The organism is Streptomyces sp. NBC_00354 (assembly GCF_036106915.1).
Taxonomy (GTDB): domain Bacteria; phylum Actinomycetota; class Actinomycetes; order Streptomycetales; family Streptomycetaceae; genus Streptomyces.
The window spans coordinates 1,235,190-1,254,440 of record NZ_CP107983.1; the positions used below are offsets into that span (position 1 = coordinate 1,235,190).

The 19,251-nt window shown below is 72.0% G+C and carries 13 protein-coding genes and 1 pseudogene; 12 read left to right on the top strand and 2 right to left on the bottom strand.

The window, feature by feature from the left end; translation table 11 throughout:
- Positions 1-4: 4 nt before the first annotated feature.
- From OHT74_RS05860 to OHT74_RS05885, 6 genes are all read left to right on the top strand, one after another.
- Entirely contained in the window at positions 5-715 is a 711-nt protein-coding gene (locus OHT74_RS05860; RefSeq protein ID WP_328619585.1) for a response regulator transcription factor, read from the top strand.
- Positions 712-2,115 (top strand): HAMP domain-containing sensor histidine kinase, encoded by a 1,404-nt coding sequence (locus tag OHT74_RS05865; RefSeq protein WP_328619586.1) that lies wholly within the window; start codon positions 712-714, stop codon positions 2,113-2,115. The genes OHT74_RS05860 and OHT74_RS05865 overlap by 4 nt, the downstream gene beginning before the upstream one ends.
- A 137-nt stretch (positions 2,116-2,252) precedes the next feature.
- Entirely contained in the window at positions 2,253-3,665 is a 1,413-nt protein-coding gene (locus OHT74_RS05870) for an MFS transporter (RefSeq protein WP_328619587.1), read from the top strand.
- 34 nt (positions 3,666-3,699) lie between these two features.
- Positions 3,700-4,713, top strand: coding sequence for a polyphosphate kinase 2 family protein (locus tag OHT74_RS05875; RefSeq protein WP_328619588.1), 1,014 nt, complete (start codon positions 3,700-3,702; stop codon positions 4,711-4,713).
- Between the two features lie 63 nt (positions 4,714-4,776).
- A complete protein-coding gene (locus OHT74_RS05880) occupies positions 4,777-7,506 on the top strand; it encodes a cation-translocating P-type ATPase (protein WP_328619589.1) in 2,730 nt (909 codons plus the stop codon).
- A gap of 7 nt (positions 7,507-7,513) precedes the next feature.
- On the top strand, positions 7,514-9,319 hold the full coding sequence (locus OHT74_RS05885; RefSeq protein WP_328619590.1) for a SulP family inorganic anion transporter: 1,806 nt from the start codon (positions 7,514-7,516) through the stop codon (positions 9,317-9,319).
- A gap of 44 nt (positions 9,320-9,363) precedes the next feature.
- Here OHT74_RS05885 and OHT74_RS05890 read toward each other — a convergent pair whose 3' ends face one another.
- Positions 9,364-10,701, bottom strand: a complete 1,338-nt coding sequence (locus OHT74_RS05890; protein WP_266661343.1) for a diacylglycerol/lipid kinase family protein — start codon at positions 10,699-10,701, stop codon at positions 9,364-9,366.
- 108 nt (positions 10,702-10,809) lie between these two features.
- Between OHT74_RS05890 and OHT74_RS05895 the strand changes: the two are divergent.
- Together OHT74_RS05895 and OHT74_RS05900 are read left to right on the top strand one after the other, a co-directional pair.
- A pseudogene (locus tag OHT74_RS05895) lies at positions 10,810-11,535 on the top strand (alpha/beta-hydrolase N-terminal domain-containing protein); the annotation flags it as partial.
- Positions 11,471-11,890 carry an alpha/beta-hydrolase family protein gene (locus tag OHT74_RS05900; protein WP_328619591.1) on the top strand — a complete coding sequence of 140 codons (420 nt, stop codon included), beginning with the start codon at positions 11,471-11,473 and terminating at the stop codon, positions 11,888-11,890. The pseudogene OHT74_RS05895 and the gene OHT74_RS05900, both read left to right, overlap by 65 nt.
- A 16-nt stretch (positions 11,891-11,906) precedes the next feature.
- Here the strand turns inward: OHT74_RS05900 and OHT74_RS05905 are convergent, their stop codons facing one another.
- Positions 11,907-12,638, bottom strand: a complete 732-nt coding sequence (locus OHT74_RS05905; protein ID WP_328619592.1) for a CPBP family intramembrane glutamic endopeptidase — start codon at positions 12,636-12,638, stop codon at positions 11,907-11,909.
- Between the two features lie 481 nt (positions 12,639-13,119).
- Between OHT74_RS05905 and OHT74_RS05910 the strand changes: the two genes are divergently transcribed.
- The 4 genes from OHT74_RS05910 (at position 13,120) to OHT74_RS05925 (ending at position 19,245) form a co-directional block, all read left to right on the top strand.
- Positions 13,120-14,952 carry a copper resistance CopC/CopD family protein gene (locus OHT74_RS05910; RefSeq protein WP_328619593.1) on the top strand — a complete coding sequence of 611 codons (1,833 nt, stop codon included), beginning with the start codon at positions 13,120-13,122 and terminating at the stop codon, positions 14,950-14,952.
- A gap of 234 nt (positions 14,953-15,186) precedes the next feature.
- Entirely contained in the window at positions 15,187-15,894 is a 708-nt protein-coding gene (locus OHT74_RS05915) for a Crp/Fnr family transcriptional regulator (RefSeq protein ID WP_328619594.1), read from the top strand.
- A gap of 68 nt (positions 15,895-15,962) precedes the next feature.
- Entirely contained in the window at positions 15,963-16,916 is a 954-nt protein-coding gene (locus tag OHT74_RS05920) for a hypothetical protein (RefSeq protein ID WP_266661351.1), read from the top strand.
- Entirely contained in the window at positions 16,909-19,245 is a 2,337-nt protein-coding gene (locus OHT74_RS05925; RefSeq protein ID WP_328619595.1) for a hypothetical protein, read from the top strand. Before OHT74_RS05920 ends, OHT74_RS05925 begins: the two co-directional genes overlap by 8 nt.
- Positions 19,246-19,251 lie beyond the last annotated feature (6 nt).

Genomic DNA, 19,251 nt, shown 5'->3' on the forward strand with positions numbered 1-19,251 from the left:
CCCCATGCCGAGCGTCCTGATCGTGGAAGACGACCCCAGCATCCGCCAGTCACTGATCGAGGTCCTGACGGAGCACGGGTATGCCGTACGCAGCGCTGCCGACGGGTTCGGCGCGCTGCGAGAGGTCACCCAGGCCCCCGTCGACGCCGTGGTCCTCGACCTGGGACTGCCCGATCTGGACGGAGGCGACGCCCTGCGCATGATCCGGGGCATTTCCTCCGTACCCGTACTGGTGGCCACCGCCCGCGACGACGAGAGGGAGATCATCAAGCTCCTCAACGCGGGCGCAGACGACTACCTGGTCAAGCCCTTCTCCGGGGGGCAGCTCATCGCGCGCCTCTCCGCCGTCCTGCGGCGCACCAGCCACGTCCCCCCGGCGGGTGCACCGGTGGCGGCGGCGACCGAGCCGCTGCGCCCCACCACCGTGGGCGAGCTGGCGGTGGACCCGGGCGCGCGCACCGCGTACCTGGCGGGCCAGGAGCTCCGTCTCACCCGCCGGGAGTTCGACCTCCTGGCGTTCCTCGCCCACCACTGCGGCCAGGTCGTCTCCAAACGCCGGCTGCTGACCGAGGTCTGGCGCGAGCCGTACGTGGACGACCAGACCGTCGACGTGCACCTGTCGTCCCTGCGCCGCAAGCTCGGCGAACGTGCGGCGGCCCCGCGCTACCTGCTGACCGTCCGGGGCGTCGGCATCAAGCTGGTGGCACCGCGTTGAGACGCTCGCTGGCCGGAGTGGCGCTCGCCGTGACCTCCATGGTCGCCCTCTCCTTCCTCATACCGCTGGCCGCACTGGTGATGTCGCTCGTCAAGGAGCAGGGCGTCACCGCGGCCCAGCAGCGTGCCGCCGCCCTGGCCCCCGTCCTCACCCTGACCACGGATCCCTCCGCCCTGCAGGAGTCCGCCGCGAGCCTGGACGCGTCCGAGCACCTGGTCGTGCATCTGCCGGACGCGGGGCCCCTCGGCAGCTCGAAGGCCCCCGCGAACCTGCTCGAACGGGCCCAGCAGGCACGTGAGTCCATCTCCCAGGCGATCCCGGGCGGCTGGATATGCCTTCAGCCGGTGGTGCTCCCCGGCGACCGGGTCGCCGTCATCGAGAACTTCGTCCCCGAGGCGGAACTGACCCGCGGGGTCAAGGAGTCGTGGGCGGTCATGGCCTTCCTCGCCGTGGGACTGGTCGGCGGTTCCGTACTGGTCGCCGACCGCCTCGGCGCCAAGGTCGTCAGGTCCTCGAAGACGCTCGCGCGGGCATCGCGCGCCCTCGGCCAGGGCGACCTGGACACCCGCGTGGACCCCATGGGTCCCAGGGAACTGCGCGACGCGGGCGTCGCCTTCAACGCGATGGCCCACCGGATGACGGAGCTGCTCGCCGTCGAACGCGAACTCGTCGCCGACCTGTCCCACCGGCTGCGCACCCCGCTGACCGCCCTGCACCTGGCGTCCGAGCGCATGGCCGGCACACCGGAGTCGGACAGGGTGGAGGCGGCGGTCGGTGAACTGGAGGCCGAACTCCGGGCCATCATCGCGGCAGCGCGCACCCCGCTCGCCGTGGGCCCGATGGCCCAGGGCCTGCTCGGCACGGAACCGCCCGGAGACCGTCGCGCCGTCGGCGCGGGGGCGTCCGGCCCCCGCTGCGAGACGGCCGACGTCGTCCGGCGCCGCACCGCCTTCTGGACGGTCCTGGCCGAGCAGCAGAACCGCTCCTGCTCCCTCGACCTCACCCAGGAACCCACGGCCATCGGCCTCTCCGACGACGACATCGCCGCCGTGGTGGACGCGCTGATCGGCAACATCTTCCGCCACACCGCGCCCGGGACCCCGTTCGCCGTCCGCGTCGTACGCACGGCACAGGCCGTGGAGCTGGTGGTGGAGGACGGCGGACCGGGCATCCCCGACCCGGACCGGGCCCTCTCCCGCGGGAGCAGCACCGGTTCCACGGGGCTTGGTCTCGACATCGCTCAACGGGCCGCGAGCGCCACGGGCGGCTCCATGCGCATCGGCCGCGGCGCCCTGGGAGGCGCGCACATCACCGTGACGTTCTCCCTGGCCCCACCGGCCCCGTCCGCCCGCAGGCCCCGTATCTCCCGCCGCCGCCCCACCCGCCCGCGCGGACGGTAGCGCAGTCCGCCCGATCGCCGACGCCCTTCCTGCTCCGGCATGCGCCGGGCCCTGATGCGGCGCACTCTGGAGCGTGGGTGTCCTCCGGAGGCACGGTCGACCGGTGGCCGGCGGACCGACGTGCGGAGGTGATACCGGTGGCCGGCACACGAACCCCGCAGCGGCCGTCGAGCGCACAGCGGCGCATCCTCGCCCCGCTGGCGCTCGCGCAGTTCATCTGCAGCTTCGCCGGGTCCAACATGAACGTGATGATCAACGACATCAGCGAGGACCTGGACACCACCGTCCAGGGAGTGCAGATCGCCATCACGATCTTCCTCCTGGTCATGGCCGCGCTGATGATCCCCGGCGGCAAGCTGACCGACCGCTACGGCCGCAAGCGCTGTTTCCTGGTCGGCCTCGTCGTCTACGGCGTCGGCGCCCTGATGAGCGCCGCCGCCCCGGGTCTGGGCGTACTGATCCTCGGGAACTCGATCCTGGAAGGCGTCGGAACGGCGCTGCTCATCCCGCCCGTCTACATCCTCACCACGCTCATCTTCACGGACCTGACCTCCCGGGCCCGCGCCTTCGGCGTCATCATGGCGCTGGGCGGCATCGGCGCCGCCGCCGGGCCGCTGATCGGCGGGCTCATCACCTCGTGGCTGAGCTGGCGTGCGGCCTTCGTGTTCCAGGCCCTGGTCATCGTCGTGATCATCGTGCTGAGCCGGAACCTCGAGGACCCGCTGCCGGCCGACCCGACGCGCACCTTCGACACCACCGGAGCGGTCCTTTCGGCCGCCGGCCTCATCCTCGTCGTCATGGGCATCCTCGCGGCCGACAACAACGTCTGGCTCATGATCGGCCTGCTCGCCGCGGGCGCCCTCGTGCTCTTCTTGTTCTTCCGGTCCGTACGGGCCAAGGAACGGGCCGGCAAGGAACCTCTGCTGTCCACCAGCCTGTTCCGCGACCGCACCTCCAACCTGGGCCTCGTCACGCAGAACGTCCAGTGGCTGCTGCTGATGGGTTCCTCGTTCACCGTCGCGACGTACCTCCAGGTCGTGCGCGGCTACGACGCCATCCAGACCGGCGTCATCTTCACGGCCGCCACGGTCGGCCTGCTCGCGTCGTCGCTCGCCGCCGAACGGCTCGCCGAGCGGCGGCCCCAGCGGACCCTCATCATCACCGGCTTCATCGTCACCATCGCCGGCATCGTCGTCCTGATCGCGATGGCCGGCGGCTCCCCGAACCCGTGGGCCCTCACCCCCGGACTCCTGCTGATCGGACTGGGTCTCGGCGTGATGCTGACCCCCTCGGTCAACGTCGTCCAGTCGAGCTTCCCCGAAGAGCGGCAAGGCGAGATATCCGGCCTCTCCCGCAGCGTGTCGAACCTCGGCTCCTCCCTCGGCACGGCAGTCGCCGGCACCATCCTCGTCGCCGGCCTGACCAGCGGTGCCTACGCCGCCGCGATGATCACACTGGCCGTGATCGGACTCGCCGGACTCACCGCCTCGGTACTCCTTCCCAGAAAACCGCGCCTGGAGGGCGATCATGCCCGGCCGAGCAGAGAATGACCACGACGGACACCCTCAGGTGAGGTGACGGCTGATGTCGGACGAGAGAGCCGAACGCATCGCGGATTTCATCGAGCCGCTACGGGTGCGACCGGGGTCGAAGGTGCACCTGGAGCGGGACTTCGACCCCCGCTACAAGGCCGGCATGAAGAAGCGGGACGGAGTCGAGCTGCTGCAGACCGGGGTGTCATTGCTCGCCGAGTACCAGGAGCGGCTGGCCGCCCAGGACACGTACGGGGTGGTGCTCTGTCTCCAGGCACTCGACGCCGGGGGCAAGGACGGGACGATCCGCCACGTCATGAGCGGCGTCAACCCCCAGGGCGTACGGGTCAGCAGCTTCAAGGTGCCGTCCTCCGAGGAACTCGACCACGACTACCTGTGGCGTTACGCCCAGCGGCTGCCCTCGCGCGGCGAGATCGCCATCTTCAACCGCTCGCACTACGAGGAGGTCCTCGTCGTACGGGTCCACCCCGAGATCCTCCTCCGGCAGAAGCTCCCCGAGCACGGGCTCGGCGCGGGCATATGGGAGCGGCGCTACCGGGAGATCAACCGCTGGGAGCGCTATCTCACGGACAACGGGTTCAAGGTGGTGAAGATCTTCCTGAACCTGTCGAAAGAGGAACAGCGCACCCGCTTCCTGAAGCGGATCGACCTGCCGGAGAAGAACTGGAAGTTCTCCGCCGCCGATGTCCGGGAACGGCGCCGGTGGGACGAGTACCAGCACGCGTTCTCCGAGATGCTGTCCGCCACGAGTACCCGCTGGGCCCCGTGGTACGTCGTACCGGCGGACCGGAAGTGGTTCGCGCGGATCTGCGCGGCGGCGGTCCTCGCGCACACCCTGATGGAGATCGATCCGCAGTACCCCGATGTGGGGGAGCAGGCCCGCAAGGATCTCCTCGTCACCAAACGGGGGCTGGAGCGGGAGGCCCCTGCCGGGGCCCCGGCCGATCCCTACGCCGCTCAGCACCCGTCGGCGTCCAAGGCCCACGGGCACGGTCACGGTCACGGTCACGGTCACGGGAAGAAGCGGAGAAGGAAGCGCGGCTAGCGACCCTCGTACGGCGCGCGACCGGCCCGGATGAGTCCGCGGCCCCGGATCGGAGGCACAACCATGACGGTGCGGTCGGATTCCGTGGCAGAACAGCCCCGGGCTGCCGGGGACGGCTGGTACACGCGCTCTCCCGCGCAGGTCGTGGCGGCGTTCGGTGTCGATCCTGCGGTCGGCCTGTCCACGGCGCGGGCCGCGGAACTCCTGACCGCGCACGGCCCGAACGCGCTGCCCGAGGAGGAGCGGACTCCGGCGTGGCGCCGGTTCCTCGCGCAGTACCGCAGTTACATGCAGATCGTCCTCGTGGCCGCGGCGATCGTCTCGCTGGTCATCCAGGAGTGGACCACCGCGATCCTGCTGGTCGCCCTGACGCTGCTGAACGCGGTCGTGGGCCTGCGACAGGAGGGCAAGGCCGAGAGCGCCATGAACGCGCTGAAGTCGATGATGAAGGCGACGGCGCGGGTGCGCAGGGACGGCACGGAGGCCGAGATCCCCGCCGAACGGCTCGTCGACGGCGATGTCGTGCTCATCTCCGCCGGGGACCAGGTGCCGGCGGACGGACGTCTCATCGAGGCCAGCGCCCTGCAGATCGACGAGTCGGCGCTCACCGGTGAGAGCGTTCCCGCCGCGAAGGACACCGGCCCGCTGGCCGGCAGCCGGCTGTCGCCGGGCGACCAGACCAATACGGCGTTCATGAACACGCCGGTCACCCACGGCAGCGGCGTCATGATCGTCACCGCGACCGGCTCGGACACCGAGCTCGGCAAGATCTCCGGAATGCTGTCGGCCACCGAGAAGGAGGTGCCGCCGCTCACCAAGGAGCTCGACCGGCTGACCCTGTGGATCACGGGCGCGGCGGGCCTCACCATGATCGTGATGTTCGCCCTGGGACGGCAAAGGGACCAGGCCTGGGACGTCCTGTTCGTCAGCGCGGTCTCGCTGGCCATCGCCGCCATCCCCGAGGCCCTGCCGACCGTGACCCAGGCGATCCTTTCCGTCGGAAGCCTGAACCTGGCGAAGCGGCACGCCATCGTGAAGGAACTGCCCTCGGTCGAGACGCTCGCGTTCACGTCGGCGATCAACTCGGACAAGACCGGCACCCTGACGATGAACCAGATGACCGCCGTCGAAGTGCTGAGCCCCACCGACCGGTACACCGTGTCGGGCACGGGCTACGGACTCGAAGGGAAGATCCACCACGCCGCCGGGTCCGCCCGGTCCGCCGCGGAGATCGAGGACGCGATCCTCCCGTACGTGGTGGCCAGCGACGCCAAGCTGGTGGGCGGCGAGGTGGTGGGCGACCCCACCGAGGGCGCGCTTCTGGTGCTCGCGCACAAGGCCAGCCTGGACACCGACGCCACCAGGGACGCCCTTCCCCGGCTCGCCACCCTCCCGTTCGACCCCGAGTACAAGCTGATGGCCACCTTCCACTCGGCGGCCGACGCCTCCGGGCGGCAGGTCGTACGCTGCTTCGTCAAAGGAGCGGCCCCGGCGGTGATGGCGCGGGCCGCCACCGCGCTCGCGGCGGGCGAAACCGTGCCGTGGGACGCCGAACTGCTCGGCCGGGCCGAGGCGGCGAGCGAGCGGATGGGCGGCGAGGGCCGCCGCGTGATGGCCGCGGCCGGCCGTGACCTGGACCCGGCCGGCTTCGATCCGGACGGCGACCTGCTCTCGTACGTCACCGATCTGCGGATGACCAGTCTCGTCGGCATGGTCGATCCGCCCCGTGAGGAGGCCAAGGCCGCGGTGGCCGACGCACAGGCGGCGCACATCCGGGTCCGTCTGGTGACCGGGGACGACGTCACCACCGGGGCGGCGATCGCCCGGCAGATCGGCATCCCCGGCGAGGCCGTCCTCGGCGCCGACTTCGCCGCCATGAGCGAGGACGAGCAGCTCTCCCGCATCGAGGGGATCGGCGTGGTGGGGCGGGTCGCGCCGGAGCACAAGGTACTGCTCGCGAACACGCTCAAGAAGAAGGGCGAGGTCGTGGCGATGACCGGGGACGGCGTCAACGACGCTCCCGCCATCAAGGCCGCCGACATCGGGATCGCCATGGGCAGCGGCACGGACGTGGCGAAGAACGCCGGACGCATGATCCTCTCCGACGACAACTTCGCCACCATCGTCTACGCCGTCGAGCAGGGCCGGACGATCTACGACAACCTCACCAAGTACATCCGGTTCGTACTGCTCCTGCTGGTCACGTTCGTGTTGACGTTCCTGGGCGCGACGGTCTTCAACATCGCCGCCGGTGAGCCCTTCACCCCGCCGCAGGTTCTGTGGATCCACTTCGTCGTCAACGCCTCCTTCGGCTTCGCGCTCGGCTTCGACCGGGAGAGCGCCGGGCTCATGCGGCGCAGGCCGCGTCCGCGCGGGGAATCGGTGCTCACGCGGCCCGTACTCATCACGGTCGGACTGGGCGGGCTGGCGATCACCGTCCTCCTGCTCGGACTGATCCAGCTCGGCCGGACGCGCTACGACAGCGTCGCGACGGGCCAGTCGATCGCGTTCACGGCCTTCTCGCTCTGTCTGATCGTCGCCGCCTTCGAATGCCGCAGCGAGACGCAATCCGTGCTCACGACCTCGACGTTCGACAGCAAGCAGATGAACTGGGTCGCCCTGGCCCAGTTCGTGCTCTCGGTGCTGGTGACCCAGATGGACGGCTTCCAGCGCATCCTCGGGACGACCGACATCGACGCGCGGCAGTTCGGCTGGGCGCTGCTGGCCGCCGTCGCGCTCCTGCTCGTATGGGAACTGGGCAAGCTCGTGGCCCGCCGGTCGAAGGCCGCCTGAGGAAGGCATGCCCGTGACCACCCGGCGCGACGGCCACGGGGTGCTCTCCCGCTTCCGGGCGGTTCCCGGCATCCGCGCGGCCTCGACCTACCGGCGCGAGTGGCTCGCCAAGGACCTGGTCGCGGGAATCGTCCTGACCACGCTGCTGGTACCGCAGGGCATGGCGTACGCGGAGCTGGCGGGCCTGCCGGCCATCACCGGCCTGTACACGACGATCCTCTGCATGCTCGGATACGCCGTGTTCGGCCCGTCCCGGATCCTGGTGCTGGGCCCGGATTCCTCGCTCGGGCCGATGATCGCCGCCACGGTGCTGCCCCTGGTGGCCGCCGGCGGGGATCCCGACCGGGCCGTCGCACTGGCGTCGATGCTCGCGGTCATGGTGGCGGCCATCATGATCCTGGCCTCGGTGGCGAAGCTCGGCTTCATCGCCGACCTGGTATCCAAACCGACGATGATCGGCTACATGAACGGCCTGGCCCTGACCATCCTGATCGGTCAGCTGCCCAAGCTGCTCGGCTTCAAGGTCGAGGCGGACAACCTGATCGGCGAGTGTGCCGGTCTCGTGCAGAAGATCGCCGACGGGGCGACGGTGCCGGCCGCCGCCGCCGTGGGCCTCGGCGGGATCGCCCTGATCCTGGTCCTGCAGCGCTTCCTGCCGAAGGTCCCCGCGGTGCTCGTGATGGTGGTCCTGGCGATCGCCGCGGCAGCCGCCTTCGACCTGGACGAGCACGGCGTCGGCCTGGTCGGGGTCCTGCCCGAGGGCTTCCCGCCGTTCACGATCCCCGACGTGCGGCTCGCCGACCTCGCGCCGCTGCTCGGCGGTGCGCTGGGCATCGCCCTGGTGTCCCTGGCCGACACGATCTCCAACGCGTCCGCCTTCGCAGCCCGTACGGGGCAGGAGGTCCGCGGCAACCAGGAGATGGCGGGCGTCGGTGCGGCCAACCTGGCGGCCGCCCTCTTCCAGGGCTTCCCCGTCAGCACCAGCGGGTCCCGGACGGCAGTGGCGGAGCGCGCGGGGGCCAGGAGCCAGCTCACCGGGGTCGTCGGAGCCGTGCTCATCGTCCTCATGCTCGTGCTGGCTCCGGGCCTGTTCCGCAACCTCCCCCAGCCGGCCCTGGCCGCCGTGGTCATCACCGCGTCGCTGTCCCTGACCGACGTACCGGGAGCCGTACGGCTGTGGCGGCAGGGCCGGGCGGAGTTCCTGCTGTGCTTCGCGGCCTTCGCCGGCGTGGCCCTGCTCGGCGTGCTGCCCGGGATCGCCATCGCCGTGGGCCTGTCGGTCCTCAACGTCTTCCGGCGGGCCTGGTGGCCGTACGACACCGTACTGGGGCGGGTGCAGGGCCTGGAGGGCTACCACGACATCCGTTCCTACCCGCAGGCCGAGCAGCTGCCGGGCCTGGTGATCTACCGCTTCGACGCCCCGCTCTTCTTCGCCAATGCCAGGGCCTTCCGTGACGAGGTCAGGCGGCTGGCCGGAGCGGATCCGCGGCCGAGCTGGATCGTGGTCGCGGCCGAGCCCATGACCGACGTGGACACGACCGCCGCCGACGTCCTGGAAGAGCTCGACGAGGCGCTCAACGCGGAAGACATCCACCTCGTGTTCGCCGAGCTCAAGGACCCCGTGCGGCGGAAGATCGAGCGGTACGAACTCACCCGGACCATCGACCCCCGGCACTTCTTCCCCACGGTGGAGGCCGCCGTCGCCGCCTTCCGCCTGCGCACCGGAGCGCAGTGGACGTCCCCCACCACCGCCGAACCGCCCGCCGGGCCCGAACCCGGGCCCACCGGTCCGGCGCCCACCGGCGAGATGTGACCGCCCGCCGGATGGGAGACACCGAAGGCGCCGACGGCCGCCGCTCAGGCGGCACCGCGTCCCGCCGCGGTCCGTCCCATGGTCAGCGCCAGCCGCCGCACCCGGCGCCAGTCCATCGGCGGCGTGGTACGCGGCACCCCGGGACGGTGCCGGGGCACGCGCACGCGCAGGGCGCCGGACGCGATACGGCAGCGCACGGGTGTGGACAGCACCAGGGCCTCGCCGTCGACACCGACCGGGATGGCGGGAGCGTCGGCGTCGACGACGACCTCACGGGCGGTGACGGCGGTCAGCCCGCGGCCCTGCCTGCCGTGCAGCAGCAGCCCCGCCGCTTCGGCGGCGCTCGAGACCTCGACGCCGAGCACCCCCAGCTCACCTGAGTCCAGTCGCTCCCGGCGCCCGAGCCCCGCCGAATCACCCTTCTGATAAGGGTTGTTGCTCACCAGCACGGCCTGGGGGCCGTCCAGGACCAGCGCATCCGCACGGACGGTCAGCCGCGAGCCGCTGTCGTGGGTCAGCAGAGCCGGCAGCATCTCCAGAATGGTGCGGGCCTTGTCGTCACGATAGGCCGGACTCTGCACGACCTCCGCGTACACGCCGAACGAGGCGCTGTTGACGAAGACGCGCCCCGTGTTCTCGTCCGCCGGTTCTCCCTCATGGATGTAGCCGAGGTCGACGCGCAGTTCGACGCCGTCGGTCAGGGCCTCCAGGCACCGGGAGGGATCCTGCCGGTCCAAGCCCAGATCCATGGCGAAGTGGTTGCGCGTGCCGGCGCTGATCACCATGAACGGAATGTCGTGCTCCACGGCCACGGCGGCGACCAGGGCCTGCGTACCGTCGCCGCCTGCGACGCCCAGCAGGTCGGCCCCGCCCTCGACGGCCTGCCGCGCCAGCTCGGCCACGTCCTGCCGCCGGGCCGGATCCAGCACGACGACCTCGGCTCCCAGTGCCCTGGCCCGCTCCGCCAGGCGGAACTTCTCGACCTTTCCGCCACCCGAGCGGGGATTCATGATCAGGAAGGGCCGCTCGGCCCGGACGGCAGAGCGCTCCGGCATGCTCGAGGCGTCCTCGGCAAGAGCGGCGCTGCCCGCGGCAACGGCCAGCGCCCACAGGGCGAGCGAGACCAGCACGACCCACAGCAGCCCGGCGGCCGAGTACAGAAGCAGGACGGCGAGCGGTGCGACGACCACCAGCAGCGCGGCGAGCACCCTGATCCAGCCGGTGTGGGTCAGCATCCACCACACGCCTGCCGCCGTGAGGACCAGTCCTGCCCAGCCCACCACCATCAGCAGGAGGCTCGCGAGGCCGCCGAACACCACCAGCACGACGAGCGCCGCCAGGCCCGTCGCCAGGGCCAGACGCGCGGTCCAACGCCTGTTCATGGGACAACCTCCCGCCGCTCCACGGGCTGCCGGACAGGGGTCGGGCACCCACTTCAGGCTACGAGCGCCGACCCCGCGCGGCCTGCCGACCGCGGCCGCCCGCGTCGGATGGCACGACCGAGCGGGCCTTGGGAGCATGACCGCGGAGGACATCATGACCCATGCCCCCCGCCGGTCCCTCCGTCGGAGGAGCCGGCACCGCGCAGGCACCGTTGGCTGCCCCACCTCACGCTGCCCGGCTGCTGGGGCGCGCTCCTCCTGGCATGCCTGTCCTTCACCCCGTCGCTGCTCCCCCGCGGAGGCGTACTCCAGGGACTGATCTGCGGCATCAGCGCCGCCATCGGCTACGGGCTGGGCGTGGTCGCGGCCCACGTGTGGCGCGCATTCGCCGACCGGGAGGCGCGCAGCCCCTCGCGCAGGTCATGGCTGGTCCTGCTCGGCAGCGCGATCGTGCTCTTCGGCCTCTCGTTCGGGCTCGGACAGTACTGGCAGCACCAGATCCGCCAACTCATGGAGGTCAGCGACCACGACGCCCTCGCCGCCGTCGCCTGCCCCTTTCTCGCCGCACTCGTCCTTCTGCTCCTGCTCCTGGCCGGGCGAGGAATCCGGCGCCTGTACCGCTCGGCGGCCCGTCTGCTCGGGCGCTGGATCGGCGCGCGGGCGGCGCGGGTGGTCGGCTGGCTCCTGGTGGCGGGTCTGGCGTGGGCCGCGTTCTCCGGGCTGCTGCTGAGCGGCATCGTGAACGCGGCCAACGAGGCCTTTTCGCTGCGTGACACCGAGACTCCGGAAGGCGTACACCAGCCCACGTCGACCCTGCGCTCGGGCGGGCCCGGCTCGCTGGTGCCGTGGGACACGCTGGGCAGGGAGGGCCGGGCATTCACCGGCAGCGGACCGTCGGCCCAGACCATCGCATCCGATCGTCTGGTGGAGCCCCAAGCTGGCCCTCTCCGAACCCGACTGGATCGGCGAGCGGCCCGGCTCGGACGTGCTCGGCTCGATGTTCTGGATCCCGTTCGTGACCTTCTGGCAGGTCACCGCCGACCTGCCGTTCTCCACGGGCGTACCGGACGGCCACGGCCACACGTACAAGTCGGCGTACGCCTACGCCTGGAACGCTGCGATACGGCCCGACGGGTTCACCGCGCAGGACCTGGACCGGCTGAGGGACATCGTCTCGCCACCGAAGTGAGCCCACCGCCACGCAGTCAGCGCAGCAGGAAGCCGACGAGGTAGCCGAGCGCGTTGACTGCCCAGTGCAGGCCCATCGGAGCCAGCAGACTGCCGCTGCGGCGGCGCAGTTCGCAGAACAGGACGCCCGCCGCCGCCGTGAACAGCACGGCCCCCACGACCGCCAGGGCGGCGCCGAGCTCGGATCGGCCGAAGACCGTGGTCAGGGCCGGTTTCGCGGTCGCCAGGTGCAGCGACGGCAGCACGTGCCACAGGCCGAACAGCAGGCTCGACACGGCGGTCGCCCACACCGCGCCGCGGGCGCGGCGCACCAGTCCGTAGAGCACGCCGCGGAAGGCGATCTCCTCCATGAGAACCGTGCCGACGGGGACCAGCACGACGACGCGGAGCATCACCTCGCCCCCGTCCATCGCGGCGTACCGCCGGTCCTCGAACAGCGTCCTGGTCGCTGGCAGCAGGGCACCTGCCAGGTAGACGACGCCGACCAGACCGATCAGGGCCAGCGCCCAACGGGCACCGCGGGCGTACGTGCCGGGGGCCAGGCCCGCGTCCGCGAGGGTGCCGCCGGCCCGGCGGAGCACACCGAGCAGCACGCCGCTGACCACGACGGCCGCCACCACGCCCCACAGGCCCGGCCAGCGGTGCACGGCCAGGTTGGCGGCAACGAGGACGACTACCGTGACGCCGACAGCAGGCCAGGTACCGATCCGCCGTCGGCGGCGGCGGCGCCCGGCTGCATCGACCGTCATGGCCCTTGACCTCGCCACAGCGGGTGCCGGTCATCCATGCGTCGTGGAACTCCTCGATGTCCGCCTGGCTGCGGCCGGTGCAGTTCCAGGACGTTCCAGATTATTTCCGTCCCCATGCAGGTCAGCATTTTCTTGCACCCTCATCTTCTTGCACCCTCGGCCGCCGGCAAAAGGCCGGCATTGACGCCCGGGCTCCGCGCGACGGCCGAACCCATACAGGAGGGAAGCACCGGCCGCGCACAAGGCGGTGGCCTTTAGCGGAAGTTGCGCAACCCGTCCTGTCCCGTGGTCGGCGGGGCTATCGTCCAGCACTGCGGCAGGGACCCCGTACCTGCCGGAGTTCTCTGCAACCTCAGGCGAGCCACACCGTCCGACTGCGGCCCCGAGCGACCGGCGCGGACGGCGATGCCGCCGATGACGACCGCCCCGGAGGCCGCCGTTCATGCCCAGCGGATCGAGCCTCACGAGGAAGTCCGCGGCCGTGCTGACGCTTGTTGCCGCCCTGTGGGCCCTGATGCTCGCCGGGGCCGGCCCTGCCCTCGCGCATGCCGGGCTGAGCGGCTCCGACCCTGCGGACGGTGCCGTCCTCGACTCAGCGCCGAAGCAGGTCACCCTCACGTTCACCGAATCGGTGAGCTTCCTCGACGGATCCCTGCGCGTACTGTCACCCGCCAATGACCGCGTGAACCCGCGCCAGGCGCAACATGCGGACGGCCAGGCGAACACGGCCCGGGTGGCACTGGAGGGGAACCTGGCCCAGGGAACCTACACCGTGGCCTGGCGGGTGGTCTCCGCCGACGGTCACCCGATCTCCGGCGCGTTCACCTTCTCCATCGGAAAGCCGTCCGAGACCACCGCGGTAGTGGCGAAGACCTCCCCGGACGACACGGCGGCCAGCCGCCTGTACGGCTTCTTCCGCTACGTCGCCTACAGCGGCCTGGCGCTGCTCGTCGGAGCTGCGGCGTTCGTCCTCGTCTGCTGGCCGGGCGCGATGGAGATCCGTCCGCTGCGCCGACTGCCGGCCGTCGGCTGGGCGGCGCTGGTGGCTTCCACGGTGGCCCTGTTGCTGCTGCGCGGCCCGTACGAGGCGGGCGGCCCCTTGTCGTCGGCGTTCGACCCGTCCCTGCTCGGCCGAACGCTCACGGGGAGATCGGGGATCGCCCTGACCGCACGGCTCGTACTGCTCGCGCTCGCCGCCGTGTTCTTGCGGCAGACGCCCGTACGACTCGGTGTCCGTCTCCGGCTCGTCGCCGGAGCGGCCCTCGCCCTGGGCTTGGCGCTCACCTGGGCTGCCGCAGAGCACGCATCCGCCGGCATCCAGGTGCCCCTCGCCATTCCCGTCGCCGTGCTGCACCTGGTGGCCATGGCCGTGTGGCTGGGCGGTCTGATCACTCTGTCGGGCGCCCTCCGCCACCGGGGGCCCGACAGCTGTGAGATCCCCGCTTCCGCCGTCAGTCGCTTCTCGGCGCTGGCCTTCGCCGCCGTGGTCGTTCTGGTCGGCACCGGGGTGTACCAGTCCTGGCGGCAGGTGGGCTCCTGGGCTGCCCTCGCCACCACGTCGTACGGGAGGACCCTCTGCCTGAAGGTCGCCGCAGTGGTCCTGGTGCTGTGCGCGGCAGCTCTCTCCCGAAGGTGGACCGCCCGCCTGGTGGGCGACGCGTCGCCGAACGCGACGGAGCCGGCCGCCGTCGAACTCGAGCAGGTGCGTGTCCCGCAGACGGTTGGCGGGCCGAGTTCGCCGGAGGGATCCGGGCCGGGCGGCAAGAAGGTCGCGGCTGCTCGGAGCATGCCCGGCGACGGCATCGACATCGAGCCGCCGGCCTTCGACGCCGAGAAGTACCGGCGCCGCTTGCGCCGCACCGTGGCTGTCGAGGCCGCAGTCGCCGCCGCCGTCCTGGTGCTCTCCACCCTGCTCACCGGTACCCAGCCGAGCCGCGCCGCCGCCACTACGGCACCCGCCGGGCAGGAACCGGCGGTGAAGGTGGTCACCGTCCCGTTCGACATGGGGACGGCGAACCACCGGGGCACGGTGCAGATCACTCTGGCGCCGGGCCACGTCGGCGAGAACACGGTGGAAGCGGTGGTGTTCACTCCGGACGGCGGCATCTCCAGCGTCCCCGAGCTACGGCTCGCCCTCACCCAACGCGATCAGGGGATCGGCCCGCTCGACGCCAAGCTCAAGAATCAGAAGGGCTATTGGGCCACCTACGACCTGAGGCTGCCCTTGGCCGGTACGTGGAACCTGGACGTCACGATTCGCACCACCGAGATCGACCAGGTCACCGTGAGCACGGCTCTGCGCATCACGCCGTGACCGGGCGGCGAGCGGAGCGTGTCGGCCTCCCCCGAGCCACCACCTCGCGGTCTGCACCGAGTTCTTCCGGAACGCCGTACGAGCCGTGGGCGCCGTCGGGCGCGCGGCGGATCACCGTGAACATCCCGGCGGATTCCGGAAACTGCCGTACAGCCGCCACCGTTGACGTGTATGTGTCATTCCCTGGGCTCGCCACGAGGTCGGCGGGCCGGTGCTGGACGGGGAGCGGTCGACGTGAGTCTCATCGAACAGGAGCAGCCCCTGCTCAACGGGTTACGCCCGCAGGACCGGGCAGCGCTGCTGGCCCTCGGCGTACCGCGCCGCTACGAGCCCGGTGCGGTCATCCTGTCGGAACGCGCCACCACCTCCCACGTCGTGGCGATCACCGGCGGCTGGGCGGTGGTGTCCGTGACCACCGAGCGCGGTAACCGCCTGCTCCTCGCCCTGCGCGGCGCCGGGGAGCTGGTGGGCGAGCTGGCCGCCATGGACCTGCGGCCACGCAGCGCCACGGTGGCGGCCCTGGGAGCGGTGTCCGCCGTGGTGATCCCGGGCGACCGGTTCCGCGGCTTCCTCGCCGCCAGCCCCGCCACCAGCGCGCTGGTGCTGCGTCAGCTCAGCTCGCGGCTGCGCAGCTCCGACGGCGAACGCCGGTCGCTGGCCTCGGAGAACGTGCTCCAGCGGCTCGCCGCACGGCTCGTGGAACTCGTCGAGCGGACCGGCCGCCACAACCCCGACACGAGCGTCACCATCGACCTGCCGCTCCCCCAGCACGACCTGGCCGCGTCCGTGGGCTCGACCCGCGAGGCGGTGGCCAAGGCCCTACGCCTGCTGCGCGAGCGGGGCATCGTCCGCACCGGATCCCGCCAGCTGGTCGTCACCGACCTCGAACCGCTGCGGCTGCTCGCCGGCGGCGGGCCGCCCGCACCGCGTCCGGTTGTGTAAACGGCTACATACACCATGCCGGTACGCCGCCATCCTGGGCGTGTCGGTTCGTCGTTCGAGGGGGCGGAGTGAACAGCAATCATGAAGCGGCCGTGCACCGGCTGGTGGTGAGCGCGGACATCAAGGGGTCGGGGCAGCTGGACCAGCACGCCAAGCTCCGGTCGCGGCGCGCGATGTACAGGGTCTTCGAGGCGGCCTTCGACGCGATCGGCGTACCGGTCGGACAGGTGCACGTCGAGGACCGCGGCGACGGGGTGCTGGCCGCACTGGACCCTGCCGTACCGCCCGGGGCCCTGGTGGGGGTGTGGCTCGAAGAGGTCCACCAGGGCCTGCGCGAGCACAATCGTGGGCGGCTCGAGCCGCTGCGGCTGCGCGTCGCCATGCACAGCGGGCCCGTCAGCGACGACGGCAGGGGGCTGGTGGGCCGGACCGTGGACCTGGCCTGCCGGCTGTGCGACAGCGAGCCGGCGCGGGAGGTACTGGCCGCGGACGAGACGATCGGGCTGGTGTTCGTGGTCTCGGACGTGCTGTTCCGCACGGTGGTCGCCGAGGGCGGCCGGTTCGTCGAGCCCGAGTGCTACGCGCCGCACCCCGTGCGCTTCAAGGAGACCGACGAGGCGGCCTGGTTCCACGTGCCCCGGCGGGCCCGGCCACCGCTGCCGGAGCCCGGGCGATTACGGCAGGACGGCGGCGGCACGGACGGGACCGGCGCCGGGGAACGGGGGGAAGGCGACCGACAGCAGGGCGGGGACCGACGGGCCGGAGAGCGGAGGACCGAGGACCAACGGGCCGGGGACCGGCGGACCGGAGAGCGGAGGGCCGGAGAGCGGAGGGCCGGGGATCGGCGGACCGGAGAGCGGCGCAACGGCGCGCAGCCCGGGCTGCCGCCCGCGAAGTACGCGATCACCGTGCACGGACCCAACCAGATCGTGGACGGCGCGGAGGTGCACGGGAACATCACCGGTGTGACCCTGACGCGCGACGAGGCCGGCGGCGCAGAGCGGGGCGGCGGAGATGAGTGACGGAGGCGGCGCCGGAGCAGGCGCACACGGCGGCGGAGCGGACGCGGGCGGGAACGCGGCCGGCGGTGGCGACGGGGCGGCCGGCGGCGGACCGGGCGCAGGGGGCGACGGCCGCGACTACGGCGCGGCCCGCAGCGGCCCGCTCGGCAACAGGCTGGCGGGCGGCGGCTACGACGCCGCACGACAGGCACGCGCCCACTTCTTCGACGTGCACGGGCGCAACGCCGTCGTCGACGGCACCCGGGGCGACGTCCACGTGGGCGACCACCACCACTACCACGGCGGGCGGGCCGCAGCCGCCCGGCTGGTCACCGGTTCCGTGCACCGCGACGAACTGCGGCGGCTGCGCCGGGTGTTCGAGGAGCCGCCCGGCTACGGGGAGGAGCAGACCCGCCTGGAGCGGCAGCGGCTGATCGCGCTGTGCGGCGACCCGGGCAGCGGACGTACGTACGCGGCACTGTCGCTGCTCGACGAGGCCACGCGCGGCCGCATCGAGCGGCTGGACCCGCGCACCGAGCTGCACCGCATCGACGGGGCGGACCTCCAGGCGGAGCACGGCTACCTGGTGGAGATCACCGGGGACGGCATGTTCCTCCCCGAGCAGCGCCCGGCGGACGATGACCGGCACGGGGACCGGGTACGGTTCGCCGAACCCCCTGCCGAACTGCACCTGGACCGGCTCGGCTCGCTGCTGGAGCAGCGCGGCGCGTACGCGATCCTGGTCGTCGAGGCGGGCGGCTTCGCCGACGAGCTGTTGCGCGGGCGGTACGGCACGCTGTTCCGGCCGCCCTCGGCCGGCGGCATGCTGCGCAAGCACCTGGTGGCCCTGCTGGGGCACGGCGAGGCGGAGCGGCTGGCGGCGGCCCTGGCTCTGGCGGACCGGGCCGACGTGACGGCGGCCCTCGGGCTGGACCTGCTGCGGCCGCACGAGGTCGAGTCGCTGGCCCGGCTTCTCGTCGACCACCTCGCGGGGAAACTGCCCGAGGAGGAACTGCTGGCCGAGCTGCGGACCTTTGCCGTGCGGCAGGCGGAGGCCTGGTTCGCGGCGCCGGGGCGCGTACCGCCACGCAACCGGGCGGCTGTGGCCGCGGCGACGCGGCTGACGGCCTTCCGCACCACGGTGGCGGTGTTCAGCGGTTCGCCGTACAGCGTGACCGCCGAGGCTGCCGAGCGGCTGGCCTGGGAGTTCGCGGTGACCACGGACCCGTCGAAGGACCCGGGCCGGGCGCTGTTCCACGACCACCAGGACGCCCGGCTCGCGGCCACGCGGGCCGAACTGCTCACCGGGGACGTGTCGTTCGGCAGCCGGCCCCTGAGCGTGCGCAAGGTGCGCCTCCAGGGCCGGGCGCTGCCCTGGGCGGTGCTGTCCCACGCTTGGGAGGGCTACCCCAATGTGCGCGGGCCCCTGGGCCGCTGGCTGCGGACACTGTGCGACGACGTCCGGCCCGCGGCATGGGTGCCCGCCGGACTCACTGTCGGGGCACTGTGCACCCGCGACCTGGTGTTCCTGCTCCACGAGGTCGTGCTGCCGATGGCGACCTCGGATTCCCCCCAGCAGCACATGGCCGCGGCAACGGCGTTGGCCCACGCGGCGGCCCTGGACGAGACGGTCCGGCCGATCGTGCGTGACACGGTGTGGGCCTGGGCCCGTGACCCGGACGACGCGGGCCTGCGCAGCACGGCGGCCCTGGTGCACGGCTACGGCACCGTCGAGCGGTCCGTGTCCGCATCGCTCGACGAACTCGGGCTGCTGGCAGGGCGCAACGACGGGGAGTTGCTGACGCACGCCTCGTACAGCGTGGCGCGCCTGGTCGTCGGCTCCCACGGGGCGACCGCACTGGCCCGGCTGGGCACATGGCTGGGTGATCGCCGCCGGAGCCGCCACGATCTGGCCCTGTTCACCGTGGACCGGCTGCTCTGGCAGAGGCCGTCCGCCCTGTGGGGCCTGGAGGACGTCCCCTGGCTCGCCGAACACCCGGGCCGGCCGGTGGTGGCGGGACTGCTCACCGCCCGGCCGGAGGCCGCCCCCCTGCTGGCAGACCTGGTGTGGACCGGACTGGACACCGCCCGGTGGCGGGAGGAGGTGGAGACCTCCCTCGTCATGTGGATGCGCGACGCCGACGACGACGCCGGGCTGCTGGACGTTCTGTGCGGCTTCATCCCGCACCTGGTGAGCACGCCGGAGGACATCGAGCGGCTGCGGAACCTCGTACGACGCATGGAGCGCGACCCCGACGAGTCCCTGACCGGGACCACCGCGCGGCGGCTGCACGAGGCCGTGCCGCGGACCGTGATCATCCCGCCGGGTGTGTCCGGCGCCACGAGCTGAGAAGAC